We start from the raw sequence: 20,754 nt of genomic DNA on the forward strand, positions 1-20,754 counted from the left end.
TTCCCCACTGCTGCCTCCCGTAGGAGTCTGGGCCGTGTCTCAGTCCCAGTGTGGCCGGTCACCCTCTCAGGTCGGCTACCCGTCGTCGCCTTGGTGAGCCGTTACCTCACCAACAAGCTGATAGGCCGCGGGCCCATCTCGCACCGATAAATCTTTCCACCACCGAACATGCATTCAGTGGTCATATCCGGTATTAGACCCAGTTTCCCAGGCTTATCCCGAAGTGCAAGGCAGATCACCCACGTGTTACTCACCCGTTCGCCGCTCGTGTACCCCGAAGGGCCTTACCGCTCGACTTGCATGTGTTAAGCACGCCGCTAGCGTTCGTCCTGAGCCAGAATCAAACTCTCCGTTGAAGACTCTCGAAACAACCCTCCGAAGAGAGCGAATCAAAATTATCTAACTAGAGTCCGAAAACCTAGCAAAGCGAACACCAGCAAAAAGATTCGCTGTTGTTCAATGTCCAACCTCCCACGACCGGGGGGTACATGAAAGATTGGAACCAATAATAATTATTGGCACTGACATTCATCGACACACTATTGAGTTCTCAAAGAACACACGCACAAACAGAATGACCGGATCGTTCCGGATCTTCCGAAGGGCAACTGTTCCAGTCTAACCTCACGCCCAGACGAAGTCAATCATAAGCCTGGTCACAAGATCTTCAGCTCCGTCAGGCGCTTCCCCGTACTACCGCGTTCTCCCTTGGCCCGCCAGCCACTCGGGCTAGCGTCTCGGCTCCGGGTTGGTGTCCGTGTCGCTCTGACTTCCAATAAGTTACGCGCCGGATAACGCCGCGTCAAATCGCCTGGACAGCACCTGATCTCCGCAGGTCACGGCGGTGCGCTCAGCGCTTGCGCCGGCCTGAATCACACGCATGTGACTCAGGCCTCCGCAACGACGTCAGGCTATCCGATGCACACCCGCCATGTTCTTCTTTCCGCGCCGCAGCACCAGCCACTCACCGTGCAGGTAGTCGGCATCGGACGGAGTCCACTCGAGGTCGCTGACCCGCTGGTTGTTCACCGACGCACCGCCTTCGTTGACCACCCGACGGGCCGCGCCCTTGCTTTCACAGAGGCCCGAGGCGACGAGCAGGTCGACGATCGTGTTCGGTTCACCCGGCACCACCTCGGCGACCTTGCCGTCGACCGCGGCTTCGCGCAGCGCGGCGCCGAGCGTGGACAGCGGAAGTTCGCCGAGCTCACCGCGGCCGAACAGGGCGTGGCTGGCCAATTCCGCCGCGCGGGTCTCGGCCTCGCCGTGCACCAGCGTGGTCATCTCCGCTGCCAGGCGCTTCTGCGCCTCGCGGGCGAACGGACGTTCCGCCGTCGCCTGCTCGAGCTCGTCGAGTTCTTCGCGGCTCAGGAAGGTGAACCAGCGCAGGTAGCGCACGACATCGGCGTCGGCGGTGTTCACGAAGTACTGGTACCAGGCGTAGGGGCTGGTCAGTTCGGGGTCGAGCCACAGGCTGCCGCCGCCGGTGGACTTGCCGAACTTCTTGCCGTCGGCCGAGGTCACCAGGGGCACGGTGAGCGCGTGCACATGCGCGCCGTCCACGCGCCGGTTCAGTTCGACGCCGGCGATGATGTTGCCCCACTGATCGGAGCCACCGACCTGCAGCGTGCAACCGTGCTCGCGCCGCAGCTGCAGGTAGTCGTTGGCCTGCAGCAGCATGTAGCTGAACTCGGTGTAGGAGATGCCGTCGCCTTCGAGCCGCCGTTTGACGGTGTCGCGGGCGAGCATCACGTTCACCGAGAAGTGCTTGCCGACATCGCGCAGGAAATCCACGGTCGACAGCGGGCCGGTCCAGTCCATGTTGTTGACGATGACCGCACCGGTCGGCGACTCGTCGAGGTCGACGAACCGCTCGAGCTGGCCCCGGATGCGCTGTGCCCACTCGGCGACGGTGTCGGTCGAGTTCATCGTGCGTTCGCCCACGTCACGCGGGTCGCCGATCATGCCGGTCGCGCCGCCGGCGAGCACGATCGGCCGATGCCCGGCCAGCTGGAAGCGCTTGAGCGCGAGCAGCGGGACGAGGTGGCCGGCGTGCAGGCTGGCGGCGGTCGGGTCGAAGCCGGCATAGAGCGTCAGGGGCGCGGCGGCCGCGGCAGCGCGCAGCTCGTCCAGGTCGGTGGACTGCGCGATCAGGCCGCGCCAGGTCAGTTCGTCGAAGATGTCGCCGGTCACGCTGACCCATCTTTCCGCATGCGGTTCGTCAGCCGCGTGCGCGGGTGAGCCAGGCGAGCAGATCGGCTTCGACCTCGTCGCGGTTGGTTTCGTTGAGGACTTCGTGGCGGGCGTCCGCGTAGACCTGGTAGGTGAGGTCGGCAAGGCCCGCGTCGCGGTAGCGCTGGACGAGCAGGTCGGACAGGCGCAGCTTGTTGTTGAGCGGGTCCTTGTCGCCGACCATCACGTAGATGGGCAGGTCGGCGCGCACGGTGCTCGGATCGGACAGCCGCGTCTGGGCGTTGGCAGCGAGCAGGCCCATGTTGGCCTCGTCGATGGCGAAACCGCACCAGGGGTCGGCGTTATAGGCGTCGACCTGGGCTTCGTCGCGACTGATCCAGTCGGCGTCGGTGCGGGTGGGCTGGAACTCGGCGTTGAAGAAGGCGATCAGGTCACCACCGGCTGCCGCGATCTCGCCGAACAGGCCGTCGACCGCGGTCGTGCCGCTCAGGACCACCTCGTCGACGAGGCCGGAATGGTCGAGCAGGTACTGCTGCACGGCGAAGGAGCCGAGGCTGTGGCCGATCAGGGTGACGGGTAGCCCGGGGTGACGTTCGCGCAGGATCTCGGTGAGCGCGACCTCGTCGGCGACGAGCAGGTTCCAGCCGTCGGGACCCAGGTCGCCCGGCACTGCACCCATGCTGAGCCCGTGCCCGCGGTGGTCGTCGGCATAGACGGCGAACCCGAGGTCGGCCAGTCGTTCGGCGAGGTGCCCGTAGCGGTCGGAATGTTCGCCCATGCCGTGCGCGATCTGCACGACGCCGCGCGGCTCGGTCTCGGTGGGAAGCCAGCTCCGCACGTGGATCGTGGTGCCGTCACTGCTGGGGAAAGTGAACACGGGCGCTCCTGCTCGTACGGTCTTCTCGACGTGGGCCTCGATCGTCGCACCTGCGATGGATTCGCCCTATTGGGTTCGGCGACGAAATCGGGAGCGCGAGATCAGCTCCCTCACCGAAGCCTCGACACGCCGATAATCGCCGGAACCCGATGGCTCCGGCGATTATCGGCGTGTCGAGTGGTGGCTCATCGCACCAGCGCGGTGATGGTGGCGCGGCGTTCGTAGGCGATCCAGGCGAAGATCGCGGCCAGCACCAGCGGGAAGATCCCCATCGCGGGCTTGTCGGCGATGAAGGCCTGCGTCGCCGCGGCGAGCACGGTGAGCACGGACAGACCGGCGGCGGCCAGACCGGACAGACGCGGCACCATCAGGCCGATTCCGCCCGCCACCTCGACGACTCCGATGAAGATCAGCAGCCCGATCGGGATGGTCAGGTTCTCGGGTGCGTTGTCCATCAACGTGTTCGGGATGACGAGCTTCGGGCCGCCCGAGGCGATGACGAAGAACAGGCCGAGCACGATCTGCAGGGTCCACAGGACGCGGTTGCGGATCTTGCCGGGGCGGTAGTCGGCGGCGTGGGAGAAGTTCGCGGAGGGGGTCGCAGTGGTCATGGTCTCGTCCTTCGAGTCGGTCGCGCCGGGTTGGTAGCGCGTTCAACAGATAGGACGGACCGTCGCCGGAAAACTCATCGCTGTCGGCGAAGTCTGTCGAAATCGCTAGGGCATCGGGGCGCGAGGGCTGCGCCGATAGACCGAGACGGCGGGCGAGGCCGGCAGCCAGAACCGCCACGGGATCTCGGCGGCCACGCTGACACCCACTCTGGGACCGGCGGCGATATCGGACTGCGGCACAGGTGGTTCCAGTTCGAGGCGCAGCGCGGAGAACGGGTCGAACAGTTCGGTTCCGTAGTCGGACATGCTGATGCCGAGCGCGCTGCCGACATTGCCCGGTCCCCGCGCCAGATCGGTGTCCTTGCGGGCGGCGGGCCTGCGTTCGCGGGCGAGGTCGATGCCCCCGACCACCTCTGCCGCACGCACGAGCACCGCGCCTGCCTCACCGTCGTAACCACCGGTCACGTTGACACAGAGATGAATTCCGTACGAGCGGTAGACGTAGAGCCGCCCGGCCGGGCCGAACATCACCGCATTGCGGGCTGTCGGCCCCGGCCAGGAGTGCGCGGCCGGATCGGGCCACGGTCCGTCGGGGTTGCTGCCGTAGGCCTCGACTTCCACGATGCGCAGCGCCACCGGACCCGACCACAGGATCGCGCCGAGCAACCTGCGGGCGGCGGTAGGGGGATCGACGGCCAGTTCCTGGGCGGACACGACCGTCATTGTCACCTAGTCGGGCGCCCACGCGCGGCATTGCCGCCGCGCGTGGCCGCGGGTACGCCGAGCGATCGGCGCTCAGGCGTAGGCGCTGTGCTGCCCGGCGCGCAGGATGCGCCGATCGTCGACGATCACCACCGCGTACGCGACCGCAACCAGGGCTGCGAGTTGGCCCCAGGCGAGCCAGTACACCCCGATCGGCGTGGTGGCGGCGACGGCGAGGGCGCCGAGCAGCCTGCCGCGTGAACCGGACAGGCCGAGCGCGGCCCGGAACCAGGACTGTCCTGCGAAGTAGAGCGCGACCCCGCCGGACAACGCGCCCGCGGCCGCCCAGCTCACCGGCTCGCCGCCGTGCGCGATGCTGAGCGCGATGCCTGCCGAGGTGAGGATGACGCCGACCAGGAGCGGATAGAGCGCGTAGTCGTAGGCGACGAGCGCCGGCCGCACCCGTTCGAGGTCGGGTCGTTCGCCCAGCGCGTGCTCGCCGCGTTCGTCGTCGAAACCGAAGTAGGCCCACCACAGCACGTACGCCAGCGCCAGCCCCAACGCGACCATGGCCAGCAGCGCGACGGTGATCGGTTCGCCGGCCAGCCCGACCCCGAGCGCGACGATCGATTCGCCGAGCGCGACGATCACCACCAGCCCGTGCCGCTCGCAGAAGTGCGAGACGCGGACCCGGAATCCGGCGGTGTCGACGAGGTAGGGACTGAGGATCTGCACGGCGAAAGCCCCGGCCCAGAGCAGGTATTGCAGCGGCGGGTGGGTGAAGCCGCCCGCCACGACCAGGGTGGCCGACAGCGCGTTGAGCGGCCCGATCCGGCGGATCGCCAGAACGGCCGACGCCCCGCCCGCCGAGGCGAACATCGCGGTGTGGATCGCGGTCACCAGCAGGTAGCCGATGCCGAAGGCGACACCGGTGCCGTGGAAGGCGTCGGGCACGGCGAGCGCGAGCATGAAGAACGCCGACATCCCGACCAGCAACCAGGTTCGGCGCGAGGACGAGCTCGGCGCCACCTCGTTGGTCAACCAGACGTACCCGCTGTACATCCACCAGATCACGCCGAACATCAGCGAGACCTGCAGAACTGCTTCCCATCCCGGATGGTGCACGAACACGTGGGTGAGCTGGGTGATCGTGAAAACGAAGACCAGGTCGAAGAACAGTTCCAGGGTCGAGGCCCTGACCTGGCCACCTTCGGCCCGGTCGTTGAGATTGCTTGACACGGCAGAATGGTAGGGCCAGTGACCGGTTCGCGCGAACCCAGCGCGGGACGAGGTTTCACCCCTGATTCGGGCGGGGTCCTCGGCCGGGACGAGCTCGTCCCGGCGCGACAAGCGGTCAGCGAGGGATTGCTCAGCCGAGCAGGTCGGTGCCGCGGTACAGACCGGCCAGCTTGCTGGGGTTGACCTGGAATCGCAGATTCTGGATGTGTCCGTCGACGAGGTCGAAAGTGAAGGCGGCGCCGGGGTTTCCGGCGAAGGAGGCCAGGGCGCCGAGCTCGCCGTTGATGTCGGCCCCGGTGAGTTCGAAACCCGCGGACGACGGTTTGGCGAGGACGCCCAGGATCCAGCGGGCGACGTGGTCGGGCCCGTGCAGGGGGCGACGCGCGGCGGTGACCACGCCGCCGCCGTCGGACCAGCAGGTGACATCGGGGGCGAGCAGGTCCATCAGGGCGTTGAGGTCGCCGCCGGCGCAGGCGGCCATGAACTGTGCGGTGACCTGGGCGCGAGCGGCCTTGTCGGTATCGAATCGTGGGCGGCGCGAGTGGACGTGGTTCTTCGCGCGGTGCGCGATCTGTCGCACGCTCGCCTCGGTCCGGTCGAGAGCTTCGGCGATCTCGGCGTGCGAATAGCCGAACACTTCGCGCAGCAGGAACACCGCGCGTTCGACGGGGGTGAGGGTTTCCAGCACGACGAGCATGGCGGTGGAGACGGTGTCGGCCAATTCGGTGTCCTCGGCGATATCGGGCGATGTCAGGACCGGCTCGGGAAGCCAAGGGCCGACATAGCTTTCGCGGGTCGCGCGGGCGGAGGTCAGTCGGTTGAGCGAGAGATTGGTGACCGCGCGGACCAGGTAGGCCTTGGGATGGGCGACCGTGGCGTGGTCGGTGTCGTTCCACTTGAGCCAGGTGTCCTGCAGGACGTCCTCGGCGTCGGCGACCGTACCGAGCATGCGGTAGGCGGTCGCGAACAGCAGGCGGCGGTGTTCGAGGAACGGATCCTGGTCGGACATACGATCTACCATGTCGCACCCTCCGTCACGGTGGCGAATCGGTGGGCGCCGACCAGGGTCGGCGCCCGATCGGCGACGGTGCGGGCTGTTCACGCGAGGGCGCGAGTCGCCTTGCCGCCCTTGGACAATTGCACGTTCATGGTCATCTTCTTGCTGGCCTTGAACGTCGGGACAGGGCTGCTGCTCACCGTCTCCTTGTAGGTGCGCGCGGCCCAGCCGGTGAGGTAGAGGCGGCGCGGGGTGTCGTCGGCGTTGGTGAACTGGATGACCGCGTCGCGGCGGCCCAGGCTGACCGGCTGGTGGAAGTATCCGAAGCGGAACGGCCGCACCGTCTTGCCGCGCAGTTCGGCGGCGATCAGGTCGGCGGTGTACGCGGCGGTGGGCAGGCCACTCTGGCAGGTGCCGTGCACCTGTCCCCACCCCTGGCGGACGGCGGCCGAGTCACCGATGGCGTGAATCATCGGGTGCGACACCGACTTCAGCGTCGGGTCCACGACGATGAGGCCACGCGCGTCGGTCTCGATCCCCGCCTCGGCGCCCAGCGGCGAGACCCGCACGCCGGTGGTCCACAGCGTGAGGTCGGCGCCGATCACCGTGCCGTCGGCGAGTTCGACCGCGTCGGGCTGCACTTTGGCGACGCGCACGCCGATCTCGCGGAGGATGCCGAGCCGGTCCATCGCCTTGTTCAGGTGGGCGCGGGCTTTGTCGCCCATCATCGCGCCCGGCTCGCCCGAGCTGATCAGGGTGACGCGCAGACCGGGGTGGCTTTCCGCGATCTCGGTCGCGGCTTCGATACCGGTGAGGCCGCCACCGCACACGGCGACGGCGGCACCCTGAGCCGCGAGGGTGGTCAGTTTGCCCGCGAATTCGTGGGCGAGGCGCGGGTCGTCGAGGGTGAAAGCGTGGTCGGCGACACCGGGCACCAAGGACGTCTCGGCGGTGCTGCCGAGGGCGTAGATCAACTCGTCGTAGGCGAGTTCGCCGGCACCGTCGACGTGGACGCGCTGCGCGGCGGGGTCGATCGCGGTGACCCAGCCCCGCACGAATTCGACGCCGGTGCCGTCGAGGATGTCCGGGATGTCGTGGTGGGCGAGTTCCTGACCGGCGGCGATCTGGTGCAGCCGCAGCCGCTCGGTGAAGCGGGCCGACGGGTTGACCAGGGTGATCGCCACATCCAGTTTCCTGGCACGCCGGGCCAGGCGGATCGCGGCCAGCATGCCGGTGTAGCCGGCGCCGAGGACGACGATGCGGTGCGTGGTGGTGGTCATTGCGGTGCTCCTTGTCGGTGGGATGTTCATGGGACAAAGCAGCCCGCCGGAACGTGACAACCCCGCTTTGTGATCCACATCACATGATCCTGGCCTGCGGGAAACCCTGAAATCCTCGACCGGAAATCGGGGTCGAACCGGGGACGCACCCGGATGTGGCGCAGGGTTCGCGTCCCTACCGTCGAGGCATGGCTTCTCCCCCACGTCGGCTGCGCCGCATCCTGCTCGGCGCGTGCGCCCTCGTCGTCACCCTGGTCACCGCGATCGGCGCCGGGGTGGCGTGGACTTGGAGCTCCGCCGACATCTCGACGGTCGGCACCACGGAATTCGCTCAGCCACTGCGCATTCCACCGCTGGCCGATTCGACTGTCGACTCCACCGGAACACGGGTGTTCGCACTCGATATGCGCACCGGGACAACCGCGTTCGAGCCCGGCCGCGCCACCGAGACATGGGGCTTCAACGGCACCTATCTCGGTCCCACTCTGCGCGCGGCCCGCGGCGAACGCGTGCGAGTCCAGGTGCGCAACCAACTCCCCGAGGCATCGACAGTGCACTGGCACGGCATGCACCTACCTGCCGCCATGGACGGCGGACCGCACCAGATGGTCGGCCCCGGTGCGACATGGACACCGGAATGGACTGTGGACCAACCGGCTTCGACTCTCTGGTATCACCCGCACCCGCACGGCGCCACCGAGGACCATGTGCGCCGCGGCTTGGCGGGCATGTTCCTCATCGATGACGCACCGAGTGCGGAACTGCCGCTGCCGAACACCTACGGCGTGGACGACATCCCGGTGATCGTGCAGGACATGCGCCTGCGCGGTAGCCGCCTCGACGGGGCGCACGCGATCTTCCGTGACATCGGCTTCCTCGGCGACCGCACCATGGTCAACGGCACCCTGTCCCCCTATCAGGAGGTCGGGGACGAACTGGTGCGGCTGCGCCTGCTCAATGCCTCGACCGCGCGGATCTACACCTTCGCCTTCGACGACGCCCGCGCGTTCGCGATGATCGGTTCCGACGGCGGTCTGCTCGAACGCCCCGTCACCCTCGATCGCCTCCGCCTCTCACCCGGCGAACGCGCGGAGATCGTGGTGCGGGTGCGTCCCGGCGAGCGCACCGTGCTGCGCAGCGAGAAGCTCACGGCGGGCCTCGATTTCTGGTCGAACCGGTTCTCGGGCGGTGACGACACGTTCGATGTGCTCGAACTGCGCGCCGCATCGACCTTGCGCCCCTCCGATGCGTTACCGGAAAACCTTGTGCCGCTGTCGATTCCCGATGGGACCGACTCGGTCACGCAACGGCGCTTCGATCTGACCCTGGCCGGTATCAACGGCGAGCGCATGGACATGAGCCGCATCGACACCACGGTCACCCGGGGCACCACCGAGACCTGGGTGGTGCGCAACATCGACGGCATGCCGCACAACTTTCACGTCCACGATGTGCAGTTCCGGGTGCTCGACTACGACGGCGGCCCGCCCCCGCCCGAGCTGACCGGCGCCAAGGACACCATCTTCCTGCCGCCGAATACGGCGACGACGCTGGCTCTGCGCTTCGACGGGCCCGCCGATCCGACGACGCCGTACATGTATCACTGCCATCTGCTGTGGCACGAGGATGTCGGGATGATGGGCCAGTTCACCGTCGTCGAACCAGGTCAGCAGGCCGTGACACCCCCGGGACACGCCCACTGACCTTGCCACCCGGACACCATCGCGCTAAATTCATCACGTAGTGAATTCAACACTCGATGAATTGAGGCGACCATGTCGCGCACCGCACCGCCACCGATCGCCGTCCAGGTCGCGGACCTGACCGTCACACGCGGAAAACGCCCCGTCCTACACGGCCTCACCCTGGACATCCCGCGCGGCTCGATCACCGGCCTGCTCGGTCCGTCCGGCTGCGGGAAGACCACCCTGCTGCGCAGCATCGTGGGAACGCAACTGGTGGAATCGGGCACCGTCACCGTGCTCGGCGAGCCGGCGGGCAGCGCCGGGCTGCGCCGCCGGGTCGGTTATGTCACCCAGGCGCCGAGCATCTACGCCGACATCAGCGTCCGCGACAATGTGTCGTACTACGCCGCCCTCTACGGACGCGACCGCGACGACACCGAATCCGCGCTCGTCGCAGTCGGTTTGGCCGATCACGCGGATCAGCTCGGCGACCAGCTCTCGGGTGGCCAGAAGACCAGGGCGTCGCTGGCGTGCGCGCTCGTCGGCAAGCCGGAACTACTGGTGCTCGACGAACCGACGGTCGGCCTCGATCCGGTGTTGCGGGTGGAGTTGTGGAAGCAGTTCCGTGAACTGGCCGCGGCGGGAACGACGCTGCTCGTATCGAGTCACGTGATGGACGAAGCCGAACACTGCGACAAACTCCTGCTGATGCGCGAGGGCAACCTGCTCGCCCAGCTCAGCCCCGACGAACTGCGCGAGCGCACCGACGAACAGAACCTCGAAGCCGCTTTCCTGACCTTGATCACGATGGGAGAGCACGCGTGACCACCCTGCGCCCCTACACCGCCACGACCGCCCGGATCCTGCGACAACTGCGCAACGACCACCGCACCGTCGCCATGATCCTGGTGGTTCCCGCCCTGCTAATGACCCTGCTGTACTTCATCTACCAGGACGCACCGCACGCGCCACACTCCCCGCTGACCATGTTCGACCGGGTCGGCATCACGATGCTCGGGATCCTGCCGTTCATCGTGATGTTCCTGATCACCGCGATCGCGATGCAGCGCGAACGCACCTCGGGAACCCTCGAACGGCTGCTCACCACTCCGCTGAGCAAGCTCGACCTGCTCGCCGGGTACGGCAGCGCGTTCTCCCTCGCCGCCGCCGCGCAGGCCGCGGTCGCCTGCGTGGTCGCGTTCTGGCTGCTCGGGTTGACCGCCGCGGGCAGTCCGGGCTGGGTCATGCTGATCGCGATGGTCGACGCGGTGTGCGGCGTCGGGCTCGGCCTGCTGGCGAGTGCTTTCGCGCGGACCGAATTCCAGGCCGTGCAGTTCATGCCGGTGATCGTCGCGCCGCAGATCTTCCTGTGTGGGCTGCTGGTACCGCGTGACCGGCTGCCCGACTGGCTGGAGGCGATCAGCAATGTGATGCCGTTGAGCTACGCGGTCGACGCGCTCCAGCAGGTGTCGGTTCACGCGGAGCCGACAGCCGCGATGTGGCGCGATATCGCCGTCGTCGCCGGGTTCGCGGTGGTGGCCCTCGGCCTCGCCGCGGCTACTCTGCGTCGACGCACCACGTAGCGAACAAGACCCGACGAGAGGATCCATGATGAGTGACGGCGAATCCGGTTCCGGCACAGCGAAATCCGGGCGCACCGGGCGCAGGCCGGGCAACGCCGACACCAGGCTGGCGATTCTCGACGCGGCGCGGGTCCGGTTCGCCGGCGCCGGGTTCGACAAGACCTCGATCCGCGCGATCGCGGCCGATGCCGATGTCGACCCGGCGCTGGTGCACCACTACTTCGGCAACAAGCAGCAGCTGTTCGCCGCCGCGGTGGACTTCCCGGTCGACCCGGACACCACGCTGAACGCCGTCGACGCCGCACCGATCGCCGAACTCGGCGCGACGATCGTGCGCGCGGTCGTCACGGTGTGGGACTCCCCCGCCGGACCCGGCATCGTGGCCATGGTCCGCAGCATCTTCGCGGGCGGCGATCAGAATCTCGCGCGCACGTTCCTGCTCCAGGTGGTGCTGGAACGGGTCCGGGTGCGCATCGCCACCGGCGACGACGACGGGCGCGCCAGGGTCTCGCTGGCCGCGTCCCAGATGATCGGGGTCTTGACCGCGCGCAAGATCATCGCGCTGGAACCACTGGCCTCGATGCCGATCGAGGCCGTGGTCGATGCCGTCGGCCCGGTCGTGCAGCGCTACCTGACCGGTGACATCGATACCGGCAGTTGGTGATCCAGCGCCGGAAATCGTTCGAGGGTCAGGATTCGGCGACGAAGAATTCGTGCTCGGCGTCGGTGACGTCGCGGGCCTCGTCGATCAGCAGCACCGGGATGCCGTTGTCGATCGGGTACGCGCGCCGTAGACGCGGGTTGTAGAGCACGCTCACATCGGCTTCGGTGCGCACCAGCTGCAGCGGGCCCTTGTCCTGGGGGCAGGCCAGCAGGCCGAGCAGGGTTGCGTCGATGGTGGATTCGTGCGCCATGTGCCTAACCTACCGCGCCCGGCGGAACGAGATGTAGCGGTGTCCGAAGAAGCTCACGACCGCCACCAGACCCATGACGATCACCGAGGCGGGAGCGGCGGGAAACCCGAGGCCGGTGACCGCCAGCTCCACCAGGATCACGTTGAGCACCAGACCACCGGCGTTCACCCCACAGAACGCGAGAAAGTCGCGCAGGAGATGGCCGTGAACGCGGAACACCAGCGTGCGATGCAACACGAACGCGACCACCGTGCTCACCGCGTAGGCAGCGACAACAGCCACACCGGGCCTGCCGTCGCCGAGCACCTGCAGCCAGAACACGACGAGGGCCATGCCGAGCAGCGTGTTGAACCCGCCGACGATCGCGAACGCCAGCTCCTGACGTTTCACGATCCGCAGCAGCGGGCCCGGTGTCTCGAGCACGCCGCCCGCCGCCTCGGCGGTCATCGCACCGCGTCCGCGAGCGCGGTGTCGTCATCGGTGATCGACTCCGCCGCCGGGGCGTCCAGCTCCTCGTCGTCGGGCTTACGCCCACGCACGTACAGCCACTGGAACACCGCGAGTCCGAGCAGTCCGAGGCCGATCGCGGCCCCGCCGATCTTCCAGCCCGGCGGACGCCAGGTCAGCTCGAGATCGCCGTTCTTCGTCCCGGCCGGAATGTCGACCGCGACGAAACTCTTCGCGACGACCTTGAACGGGATGTCCTTGCCGTCGAGGCTCACCCGGTACCCCGGCCAGCCCAGCCGCGCGAACACCACGCGGCCACCGGACTGGGAGCTCACAGTGACCCGGCTCGTCGTATCGCTTTCCGAGGTCGAGACCGCGGTGGCGTTCTCGACCGCCGAGATCCGGCCGTTGCGGGTGGAGATCAGCCCGTCCGCTCGTTCGAGGACCGAGATGTAGTTCTCGTGGCCGGGGTAGTCGACCCATTTCCACCCCTCGGGCGCGGGCTCGGTCCGCGCGGCCGGGTAGAGCGCGCGTTGCAGCACCACCCGGTCGATGTTCATCAGGTCGACGACCGTTTTGCCGGTCGACGGCTCGACCGCGAAAGCGCGGCGGTAGGCGTCGGGGCACACGCTGGTGTCCCAGCGCATGCAGAGCATGTCGCCGAACCAGAAGTGGCCGTTCGGGGTGTAGCCGCTGACATAGGTGCGCTCGATGTCCTTGGCGTAGTTGCCGAACACCAGCGAGCCGTAGGCGCCGTCGAGGGTGCGCTCCCCCGGCTGGATGAGCGCGCGATCGCCGAGCTGCAGCGTGGTCCCCGCGAATTCCGGGAACGCCGCGCGTGCCGCGGCCCGATCGCTGGGCAGATTCCAGCTCATCGGCGTCGGCTGTGCCCGCTCCACCTGGACATAGGCGATCGGGGACACCGCGATGATCGCCAGCGCGACCGCCGCCGAGATCCCCTTGTTCACCGCCAGCCACACCAGCGCGGCCCCGAGCGCGGCGATGGCCAGCGCGGCGATCACATGCGCGATCCAGTTGTGCGGGTCGGCGGAGAACGAGCGCACCCACAGCAGCCCGATCAGCACGGCCGCCGCGATCCCGCGCGCACGCCAGTCCTTGAAGGTCGCGAACCGCCCGAGCAGCACGCACACCAGCAGCAGCAGACCCAGCGCCACCATCGGCAGCACGCGGGCAGGCCAGCGCAGCGGGCCGATCGTGCCCGGCCCGGCCGTCCACATCAGCGCCGCGATCGCGAACAGGCCGATGCCGCTGAGTTCGCGCCAGGCCGCACGCGCCTTGCCCCAGTCGATGAACGCCAGGGCCGGAATCAGGAACCAGGCGATGTAGACCACCGGCAGCGGCTGCACGTAACCCCACCACGAGGTGAACGCGGGCAGGGTCGAGGGCAGGCTCGCGTTCAGCGATTCCGACCACGGCACAGTGAGGAACATGTCGTTGTTGATCTGGGCCGTGCCACGCCAGGTGACCTTCGCCGAGAGCATGCTCGGCAGATAGGTGGCCGCACCGGCCAGCGCCGCCAACCCCGCCACCGTCAGCAGCTTCAGTGACGGGCGCCAGGCCCGCTGGTAGATCAGCTCACCGATCGCGACCGCGCCGATCATCAGACCGGCTTCCACCGCCGGGAAGATGTACTGCACCGAGATCGCCAGGTAGAGATACACGAACACGGGGATCGGCCCACCGCGACCACGCGAGTAGCGCACGCCCGACGCCCAGGCGTGCACCATCCACGCGGTGCCGGTGAAGGCGGTCATCCAGCTGGCCTCGTCGAAGAACAGCAGCCAACCGGTGAACGGAATCGAGACGCCGGCCAGCGCCGCCCACTGCACCCGCGAGCCGTAGGCCAGGCAGATCCGGTAGACGCCGAGGCCGAGGATGATCGCGAAGATCAGCTTCACCACGGTCGCGTACAGCACCAGGTTGTCCACCGAGGGCGCGATCAGATCGATCAGCAGCTGCGGCGGATTCAGTAGCCCGGCTTCCTCGATCGAGTAGTTCCCGGCCATCCAGTGCTCGGGCACCATCACCGGCAGATCACCGTTGCGCAGCCGGTTGCCGAGCATCACCCACAGCGGGACGTACTGGGATTCGGTGTCGTCGGTGTAGAAGTGCCGAACGTTGGCGAGGAGAACCGCACCATAGCCCGCGATCACTCCGAGGGAGGTGATCAAGCCCCAGATATAGACGGAACGACGGGACGGGGTTCTACTTTCCACCACGAGGACCAGACCCTACAGGCACACGGCCCGACTGGCACCGTCGCACAGCGGGATCGCTTCCACCGACGTGTCACGCGCCGGTGTTAAAGTGCGCTCACTGTTGGGTCATTACCTCCGAAACACCGAAAGTGTCCGCGATGCCGATTCCGTCCGCACCTTTGTCCAGGCCCGACACTGTCGTGCGATCGGGCGCGCCCGATCGCAACGGGTCGAGCCCGGTGCATTCGGTGTCGGTGGTCGTTCCGGTGTATCGGGGTGAGGACACGATCGCGGCACTGGTCGCCGAGCTGGACCGGCTGACGGGCCCGAGTACGACCGCGGCGGGCGCCCGGTTCGCGGTCGAGGAGATCATCCTCGTGCACGACAACGGTCCCGACCGCTCCGATGTCGTGCTCCAGGAATTGGAAGGCTCCTTCCCTCAGGTGCGCGCGGTGTGGTTGAGCCGCAACTTCGGTCAGGACGCGGCGACGATCGCCGGTATGGCGGCGGCGCAGGGCGACTGGATCGTCACAATGGACGAGGACGGTCAGCACGACCCCGCGTTCATCGCCGACTTCCTGGACGCGGCGCTGGCCTCGCGCGCGGACCTGGTCTATTCGAAACCGTCCAACACCCGCCCGCACGGCTTCCTGCGCAATCTCACCTCGCGCGGCGCCAAGATCGTGCTGGCGACGGTGTTCGCGTTCCCGGATTCGACGCGCTTCGAGAGCTTCCGGCTGATCCGCGGTGACATCGGCCGCCAGCTCGCCGAAGTCGCGGCCAACGGGGTCTACCTGGACGTGGCGCTCACCTGGGTGGTCGGCAATACGGTCTCGGTGCCGGTGGTGCTGCGCGCCGAAGGGCGCGAGGAGTCCGGCTACAACTATCGCCGTCTGTTCTCGCTGTTCTGGAAGATGGTGCTGTGCAGCGGCACTCGCGGACTGCGACTGGTGAGCATGCTCGGGGTCACCCTCGCGCTGGCCGGGGTGATCATGGCCGCGGTGGTGATCGTGCAGGCGCTCACGCAGGACAACCACGATCCCGAGGGCTGGGCGTCGATCATCGTCGTGATGCTGCTGTGCTCGGGCGCGATGCTGTTCTCGCTCGGTCTGATCGCCGAGTATCTCGGTGTCGCGCTGCACATCCTGGTCGGCAAGCCGCTCTACCTCACCGTGCAGACCCCGACACCGCGCCCGGATACGATGCATGCGCCGGCCCTGAACCATCGAGTCGACGCCGCGGTACCGGCAGCCGCGACGGAGAAGGGCCATCGCGCGTGAGCGACCGCATCATCTTCAGCAGGCCGTTCCGCGCTGCCGCTGAACGCCCCAATCTGATGACCGTGCTCGATTCCGATCACAGTCACGGCGACGGTCAGTTCACCAAGTCGGCGACGGCGAAGATCAAAGCCATCACCGGCGCCGATCACGCGCTGCTCACCACCTCCTGCACGCACGCACTCGAATTGGGCGCGCTGCTGCTGGAGCTGGGCCCCGACGACGAGGTGATCGTCCCCAGTTTCGCGTTCACCTCCGCGGCCACCTCGATGGCCCTGCGTGGTTCCACCTGTGTGTTCGTCGACATCGACGAGTCCACCGGCAATATCGACCCCGCCGCCGCGGCCGCCGCGGTCACCGACCGCACCAAGGCCATCGTGGTGATGCACTACGGCGGTGTCGCCGCCGACATGGAGCCGCTGCTCGCGCTGGCCGCCCAGCACGGCGTGGCGATCATCGAGGACAACGCGCACGGTCTCGGTGGCACCTGGCGTGGCAGGCAGCTGGGCACGATCGGCACCCTCGGCACGCAGAGTTTCCACGACACCAAGAACGTGCACTGCGGTGAGGGTGGCGCGCTGCTGCTGTCGGACGAGATCCTGATGAGTCGCGCCGAGATCATGCGGGAGAAGGGCACCGACCGCGCTCGCTTCCTGCGCGGCCAGGTCGACAAGTACTCCTGGCAGGACATCGGTTCCAGCTACCTGCCCAGCGAGCTCAATGCCGCCGTGCTCGACGCTCAGCTGGCCGAGTTCGACACCATCCAGGCCAACCGTCACCGCGTGTGGGACACCTACGCGGCCGCGCTGCCCGACTGGGCGGCACGCAACGACGTGCGCCCGATGACGGTGCCCGCCGACGCGGGCCACACCGCGCACCTGTTCTACCTGCGCATGCCCAGCGAGGACAGCCGCGACGGCATCATCGCCCACCTGGCCGAACGCGGCATCGTCGCGCCGTTCCACTACATTCCGCTGGATTCGAGCCCCGCGGGCCTCAAGTACGGCCGTACCCCGGTGCCGTGCACGCGCTCGGCGAACTTCTCGGCGACGATCGTGCGCCTGCCGCTGTGGCCGTTGCTCAGCGAGGCGCAGCTCGGTCGTGTCGTCGACGCGGTCACCGAATACCAGGTGTAGCCGCAACGAACGACAAGGCCGCCCGGCTTCTGCCGGGCGGCCTTGTCGTTGTGCGGTCAGCGGTTGGGCCAGGTCACCGGTCAGCTTCCGCCGAACAGCGTCGCCGCGGCGGCGTCGCTGAGTACCTCGTAGGCCTCGGTCTCCCGGTTGTAGATCCAGGTACCCGGTCCCGCCTTGGGCAGGCCCGCGGCCTGGATCGCCGACGCCGAGGGGCGGAAGCTGGAGCTACGCGGGATCTCGTCGACGACGTAGACCAGGTCGGGACGCTGGGAAGCCTCCAGCCCGCGCATCGCCTCGGTGACATCGCCCGGTTCGATCCGGAATCCGTGACGCACGCTCAGCGCGGCCGCGGCGATGACCCCGGCCGCGGTCTTCAGCCCGAACGCGACTTCCATGTCGACCGGTGTGATGTCGTTGAGCATGTCCACGATCGGCTGGGTGAACACCGGGCCGCGCGCGGTGCGGATCACCGTGTCACGGCGATCGACCAGCCAGTAGTCACCGTCGCTGTCGCGGCGGAACAGATTCTCCGTCGGCCACCAGGCGTCACCGGCGCGGAACACACCGCGCAGCCCACCGTCGGAGATGTCGCCGCCGTCGACGGCCTTGCCGAGCAGCAGGCCGGGTTCGTTGTCGGCGCAACGGCGCGCGAATCCGTCGTCACCGACGAGGATCTGCTCGCTGATCGGGTCGTAAGCGACCAGTTCCACCCGTGCGGTGCCGGGCACCGGCCTGCCTTTGGACCCGATCTTGGCGCCGGTGACATTCGCCAGCACCACATCACCGTCGATCGAGGCGTAGAACTCGAGCACCCTGGCCGGGTCGAACTGTTCGACCGTGCGCCGCCACAGTCCAGCGGGCATGCCGGAGCCGATGAACAAGCGGATCGGATGGTTGTGGCCCGCGGGGAAGACCTGGGCGTCGAGCAGATCGCGCAGCATGGTCCAGGTGTAGGTGACAACCGTGACGCCGTACCGGTGCACCTCTTCGGCGAAGCGACCCGGGTCCATGTCCACCGGCCTGGCCAGCGCGATCCGGCTGCCACCAGCGATCGCCCCACCGAGGCTCACCAACAGCCCCGACGAATGGTGCAGTGGCGCAAGGCAGTACACGGTGTCACGACGGTCCAGATCGGCCGCGCTCGCGGTACCGAATGCCGACAGCGCCCAGCGATGGTTGGTGATGTACTTCGCCTCGAGGCGGTCGCCGGAGCCGAGCACGAGTACGAACGCGAGTTCGCGCGCCAGACCCGGGTTCGGCCGGTACCACGCGGGCACCCTGACCTTCGCCGGGTCGATCTGCTCCAGGTCGACCACCCGGTCGCTGGTGGCCACCGCGAGCGAACGACTGCCGCCGCCGCCGAGCACGAGCACCCTGGCAGCCGTCGCGGCGGCCGAACGCAGGTTCTCCGGGTCGGCGATCAACGTCTGCACGCCGGTCAGCTCGATGGCCCGGTCGAGTTCGGCGCCCGGCGCGAGCAGCACCGCGACAGCGCCGATCCGCGACAGCGCGGCCACCGAAGCCAGCGCACTCGGACGCGTCTCCATCATGACGCCGACCCGCATCGCGGGCCGGATACCGACAGAGATCAGGCCACGCACCACATTGTCGACGCGCTCCTCGACAGCGGCGTTGGTGTGCACCCGGTCGTCGAAGAGCACCAGGTCCTTCTGCGGAGCGCGGGAGGCGTGCTCGCTGAGCAGTTTGCCGAGGGAGATACGGGTGTGCGGCTGGATCATCCCGAGCCGCGTCAGCCGCGGCAGCGCTCGCGCCGCCTCGCCCGCCATCTCGATCGATCCTCGAATCGTGTTGCCCGCGATGCCTTCCAACGCCTTGCCGACACCCGCGCCCGCCTCGGCCAGACCGGCGGCGGTGTGCACCATCCGGGTGGCGGCCGTGCGCGGCGCGTTGCTCGCGACGTGTTCCTGCATGGGCACGATCTGCTCGGGAAGGGTGCCGTTGCCGTCCATCCAGGCGATCCAGTCGCGCACCATCGGCCAGGTGTGGTTGGTGGCGGTCGAGCCGGCGACGAGCCCGAAATGGCCTGCCACCAAACTGGCTTCGTACACCTCAGCATTGGGCGCGGCCCGCACGATGCCACGCACCGCGGCGGGCTGACCGATGTCGTCGACCTCGCCGACGAATGCCAGGATCGGGCACTTGAGCTCGGCGAGTGACACCGGGTGGTCGCGAATCACGAAGCCGCCGAGCATCATCCGGTTGTGGGCGACGAACTGCTTGAGCAGATCGGCCACGGCCGGACCCGAATAGCCCACCCAGCCATCGCTGTTGAGGAAGCGGCGCTGACGTTCCTTGGGCAGCAACGCTTCCCGATCGTGCAATTGCAGCAGGAAGTCGATCCGCGACTTGGCGGTCTTCACCGGATCGAGCATCTGGAAACCGATGCGTACCATCGATTCGGTGATCGGCAGCCGGTGCATCACGTGGTCGGCGAGGAAATCGGCGACTTCGGAAACCAGACCGTAGGGCAGGCCGAACGGCATCCCGTTGACTATGTCGACAGGGCTGCCGAAGGTGACGATGGAGGCCACGCCCTTGCCGTAGCGGTAGGCGGTGGACTGGTAGGCGAACATGCCGCCCTGGGAGTACCCCATCAGGTGCAGCTGCGCGCCGGTGGCCTCACAGACGGTGTCGATGGCGGAGTTCACCGCGAGCACGTGGTCGGCCAGGTCGCGTTCCCAGCCGCCCTCCTCGGTCGCCGGTGAGCCGAAATCGATGACCCAGCAGTCGATTCCGCTGGCGTGCAGGATGCCGACCGCGCCGCCCGCCGCATTCACGTCCCAGATGTCGGCGTTCACCATCAACGGCGGCACCAGCAGCGCCACCGGACGCCCCGGCGTCGTATCGTCGGGGAAGTAATGTCGCAGCCGGTACATGCGTCGACGCTCGACGACCTCGAAGGGCGAGGACTCGACATCGTGTGACAACCCGCCGAAGCGGATCACCTCCAGCCCGTTCTGCGCGGTAGCCAGCAACCGCTGCACCGAACCGACCACACCTTTTGGACTGATATCCACCGTTCCCACCTGGCCCTACCTGCTCAAAGTGACACACCTCACACACCCCGATGTGCTCATATGAGCTTGCCACATCGGACCTCCATTATGTGTCGGCTGTGACAGGCCGCATGTTCCGGCGATTCGAGTCACATCCCCCGCTCACCGGCCGATCACACTGAGGTCACAACTCTCGCACGGTTCGCTGTCACCGCCGAGATCGCCCGGAAACGGACAGCCCTGGGCGAGGTGGCTGCCGCGATGAGGCCGAGCATCCGCGCACAGAACACATCGCCGGGCGATCCTCGGACACCCACCTGTCCGCAATCGCCTCCCGCACAACGGTTCTCCCGGTCATCATCATGTTTTCGCGAATTTCCGGCGCGCGGTCACCGCGACCACCTACCATCGTTATCGTCCGGAACGTACTGACACGCATCAGATTTCGTGTAACACCGTTTCACACGCCCGGTTATCCGCGCAGGACCATTCGCTTCGCACCATTACCCACACCCGAGCCTGTCGCGCATTGTCGCGCCACACAGGTCGATCGGCCGTGCCGGTTTCCGTCCCGAGG

Annotated in this window: 17 protein-coding genes and 1 rRNA gene; 6 read left to right on the forward strand and 12 right to left on the reverse strand. The window is 67.6% G+C overall.

The genetic code is table 11. From position 1 onward, the window contains the following. The 8 genes from ACFVJ5_RS32285 to ACFVJ5_RS32320 all read right to left on the reverse strand — a co-directional run. A 16S ribosomal RNA gene (locus ACFVJ5_RS32285) occupies positions 1-356 on the reverse strand; the annotation flags it as partial. A gap of 550 nt (positions 357-906) precedes the next feature. Further along, the gene (gene tyrS, locus ACFVJ5_RS32290; protein WP_379226042.1) at positions 907-2,193 is read right to left on the reverse strand and encodes a tyrosine--tRNA ligase; all 1,287 of its coding nucleotides are present in this window, start codon (positions 2,191-2,193) and stop codon (positions 907-909) included. Positions 2,194-2,221: 28 nt separating this feature from the next. Beyond that, on the reverse strand, positions 2,222-3,070 hold the full coding sequence (locus tag ACFVJ5_RS32295; RefSeq protein ID WP_379226044.1) for an alpha/beta hydrolase: 849 nt from the start codon (positions 3,068-3,070) through the stop codon (positions 2,222-2,224). Positions 3,071-3,255: 185 nt separating this feature from the next. After that, positions 3,256-3,681: a DoxX family protein gene (locus ACFVJ5_RS32300; RefSeq protein ID WP_379226046.1), complete on the reverse strand. Its 426-nt coding sequence runs from the start codon at positions 3,679-3,681 to the stop codon at positions 3,256-3,258. A 105-nt stretch (positions 3,682-3,786) separates the two neighbouring features. Beyond that, positions 3,787-4,395: a DNA-3-methyladenine glycosylase gene (locus tag ACFVJ5_RS32305; RefSeq protein WP_379226390.1), complete on the reverse strand. Its 609-nt coding sequence runs from the start codon at positions 4,393-4,395 to the stop codon at positions 3,787-3,789. Positions 4,396-4,476: 81 nt separating this feature from the next. Next, the gene (locus ACFVJ5_RS32310) at positions 4,477-5,622 is read right to left on the reverse strand and encodes a low temperature requirement protein A (protein ID WP_379226048.1); all 1,146 of its coding nucleotides are present in this window, start codon (positions 5,620-5,622) and stop codon (positions 4,477-4,479) included. 130 nt (positions 5,623-5,752) lie between these two features. Next, positions 5,753-6,631, reverse strand: a complete 879-nt coding sequence (locus ACFVJ5_RS32315; protein WP_379226050.1) for an RNA polymerase sigma-70 factor — start codon at positions 6,629-6,631, stop codon at positions 5,753-5,755. An 89-nt stretch (positions 6,632-6,720) separates the two neighbouring features. After that, positions 6,721-7,899 (reverse strand): NAD(P)/FAD-dependent oxidoreductase, encoded by a 1,179-nt coding sequence (locus ACFVJ5_RS32320; protein WP_379226052.1) that lies wholly within the window; start codon positions 7,897-7,899, stop codon positions 6,721-6,723. A 188-nt stretch (positions 7,900-8,087) separates the two neighbouring features. Between ACFVJ5_RS32320 and ACFVJ5_RS32325 the strand changes: the two genes are divergently transcribed. From ACFVJ5_RS32325 to ACFVJ5_RS32340, 4 genes are all read left to right on the forward strand, one after another. Then, positions 8,088-9,602, forward strand: a complete 1,515-nt coding sequence (locus ACFVJ5_RS32325) for a multicopper oxidase family protein (RefSeq protein ID WP_379226054.1) — start codon at positions 8,088-8,090, stop codon at positions 9,600-9,602. Between the two features lie 72 nt (positions 9,603-9,674). Beyond that, on the forward strand, positions 9,675-10,409 hold the full coding sequence (locus ACFVJ5_RS32330; RefSeq protein WP_379226056.1) for an ABC transporter ATP-binding protein: 735 nt from the start codon (positions 9,675-9,677) through the stop codon (positions 10,407-10,409). Beyond that, on the forward strand, positions 10,406-11,167 hold the full coding sequence (locus tag ACFVJ5_RS32335) for an ABC transporter permease (protein ID WP_379226057.1): 762 nt from the start codon (positions 10,406-10,408) through the stop codon (positions 11,165-11,167). The genes ACFVJ5_RS32330 and ACFVJ5_RS32335 overlap by 4 nt, the downstream gene beginning before the upstream one ends. A gap of 28 nt (positions 11,168-11,195) precedes the next feature. After that, positions 11,196-11,831 (forward strand): TetR family transcriptional regulator, encoded by a 636-nt coding sequence (locus ACFVJ5_RS32340; protein ID WP_379226059.1) that lies wholly within the window; start codon positions 11,196-11,198, stop codon positions 11,829-11,831. 25 nt (positions 11,832-11,856) lie between these two features. Here ACFVJ5_RS32340 and ACFVJ5_RS32345 read toward each other — a convergent pair whose 3' ends face one another. Genes ACFVJ5_RS32345 through ACFVJ5_RS32355 form a run of 3 tightly spaced genes read right to left on the reverse strand, consistent with a single transcriptional unit; the run spans position 11,857 to position 14,720 of the window. Continuing rightward, a complete protein-coding gene (locus ACFVJ5_RS32345; RefSeq protein ID WP_266287518.1) occupies positions 11,857-12,081 on the reverse strand; it encodes a Trm112 family protein in 225 nt (74 codons plus the stop codon). A 9-nt stretch (positions 12,082-12,090) separates the two neighbouring features. Then, positions 12,091-12,528: a GtrA family protein gene (locus tag ACFVJ5_RS32350; protein WP_379226061.1), complete on the reverse strand. Its 438-nt coding sequence runs from the start codon at positions 12,526-12,528 to the stop codon at positions 12,091-12,093. Further along, positions 12,525-14,720, reverse strand: coding sequence for a hypothetical protein (locus tag ACFVJ5_RS32355; RefSeq protein WP_379226063.1), 2,196 nt, complete (start codon positions 14,718-14,720; stop codon positions 12,525-12,527). Before ACFVJ5_RS32355 ends, ACFVJ5_RS32350 begins: the two co-directional genes overlap by 4 nt. A gap of 266 nt (positions 14,721-14,986) precedes the next feature. Here ACFVJ5_RS32355 and ACFVJ5_RS32360 point away from each other — a divergent pair, with 266 nt between their 5' ends. After that, positions 14,987-16,027 carry a glycosyltransferase gene (locus tag ACFVJ5_RS32360; protein WP_379226392.1) on the forward strand — a complete coding sequence of 347 codons (1,041 nt, stop codon included), beginning with the start codon at positions 14,987-14,989 and terminating at the stop codon, positions 16,025-16,027. Continuing rightward, the gene (gene rffA / locus ACFVJ5_RS32365) at positions 16,024-17,160 is read left to right on the forward strand and encodes a dTDP-4-amino-4,6-dideoxygalactose transaminase (protein WP_379226065.1); all 1,137 of its coding nucleotides are present in this window, start codon (positions 16,024-16,026) and stop codon (positions 17,158-17,160) included. The genes ACFVJ5_RS32360 and rffA overlap by 4 nt, the downstream gene beginning before the upstream one ends. 80 nt (positions 17,161-17,240) lie before the next feature. Here rffA and ACFVJ5_RS32370 read toward each other — a convergent pair whose 3' ends face one another. Continuing rightward, on the reverse strand, positions 17,241-20,198 hold the full coding sequence (locus tag ACFVJ5_RS32370) for an AMP-binding protein (protein ID WP_379226067.1): 2,958 nt from the start codon (positions 20,196-20,198) through the stop codon (positions 17,241-17,243). Positions 20,199-20,754: the final 556 nt, after the last annotated feature.

It is taken from the genome of Nocardia sp. NPDC127606, assembly GCF_042671725.1.
In the GTDB taxonomy this organism is placed as follows: domain Bacteria; phylum Actinomycetota; class Actinomycetes; order Mycobacteriales; family Mycobacteriaceae; genus Nocardia.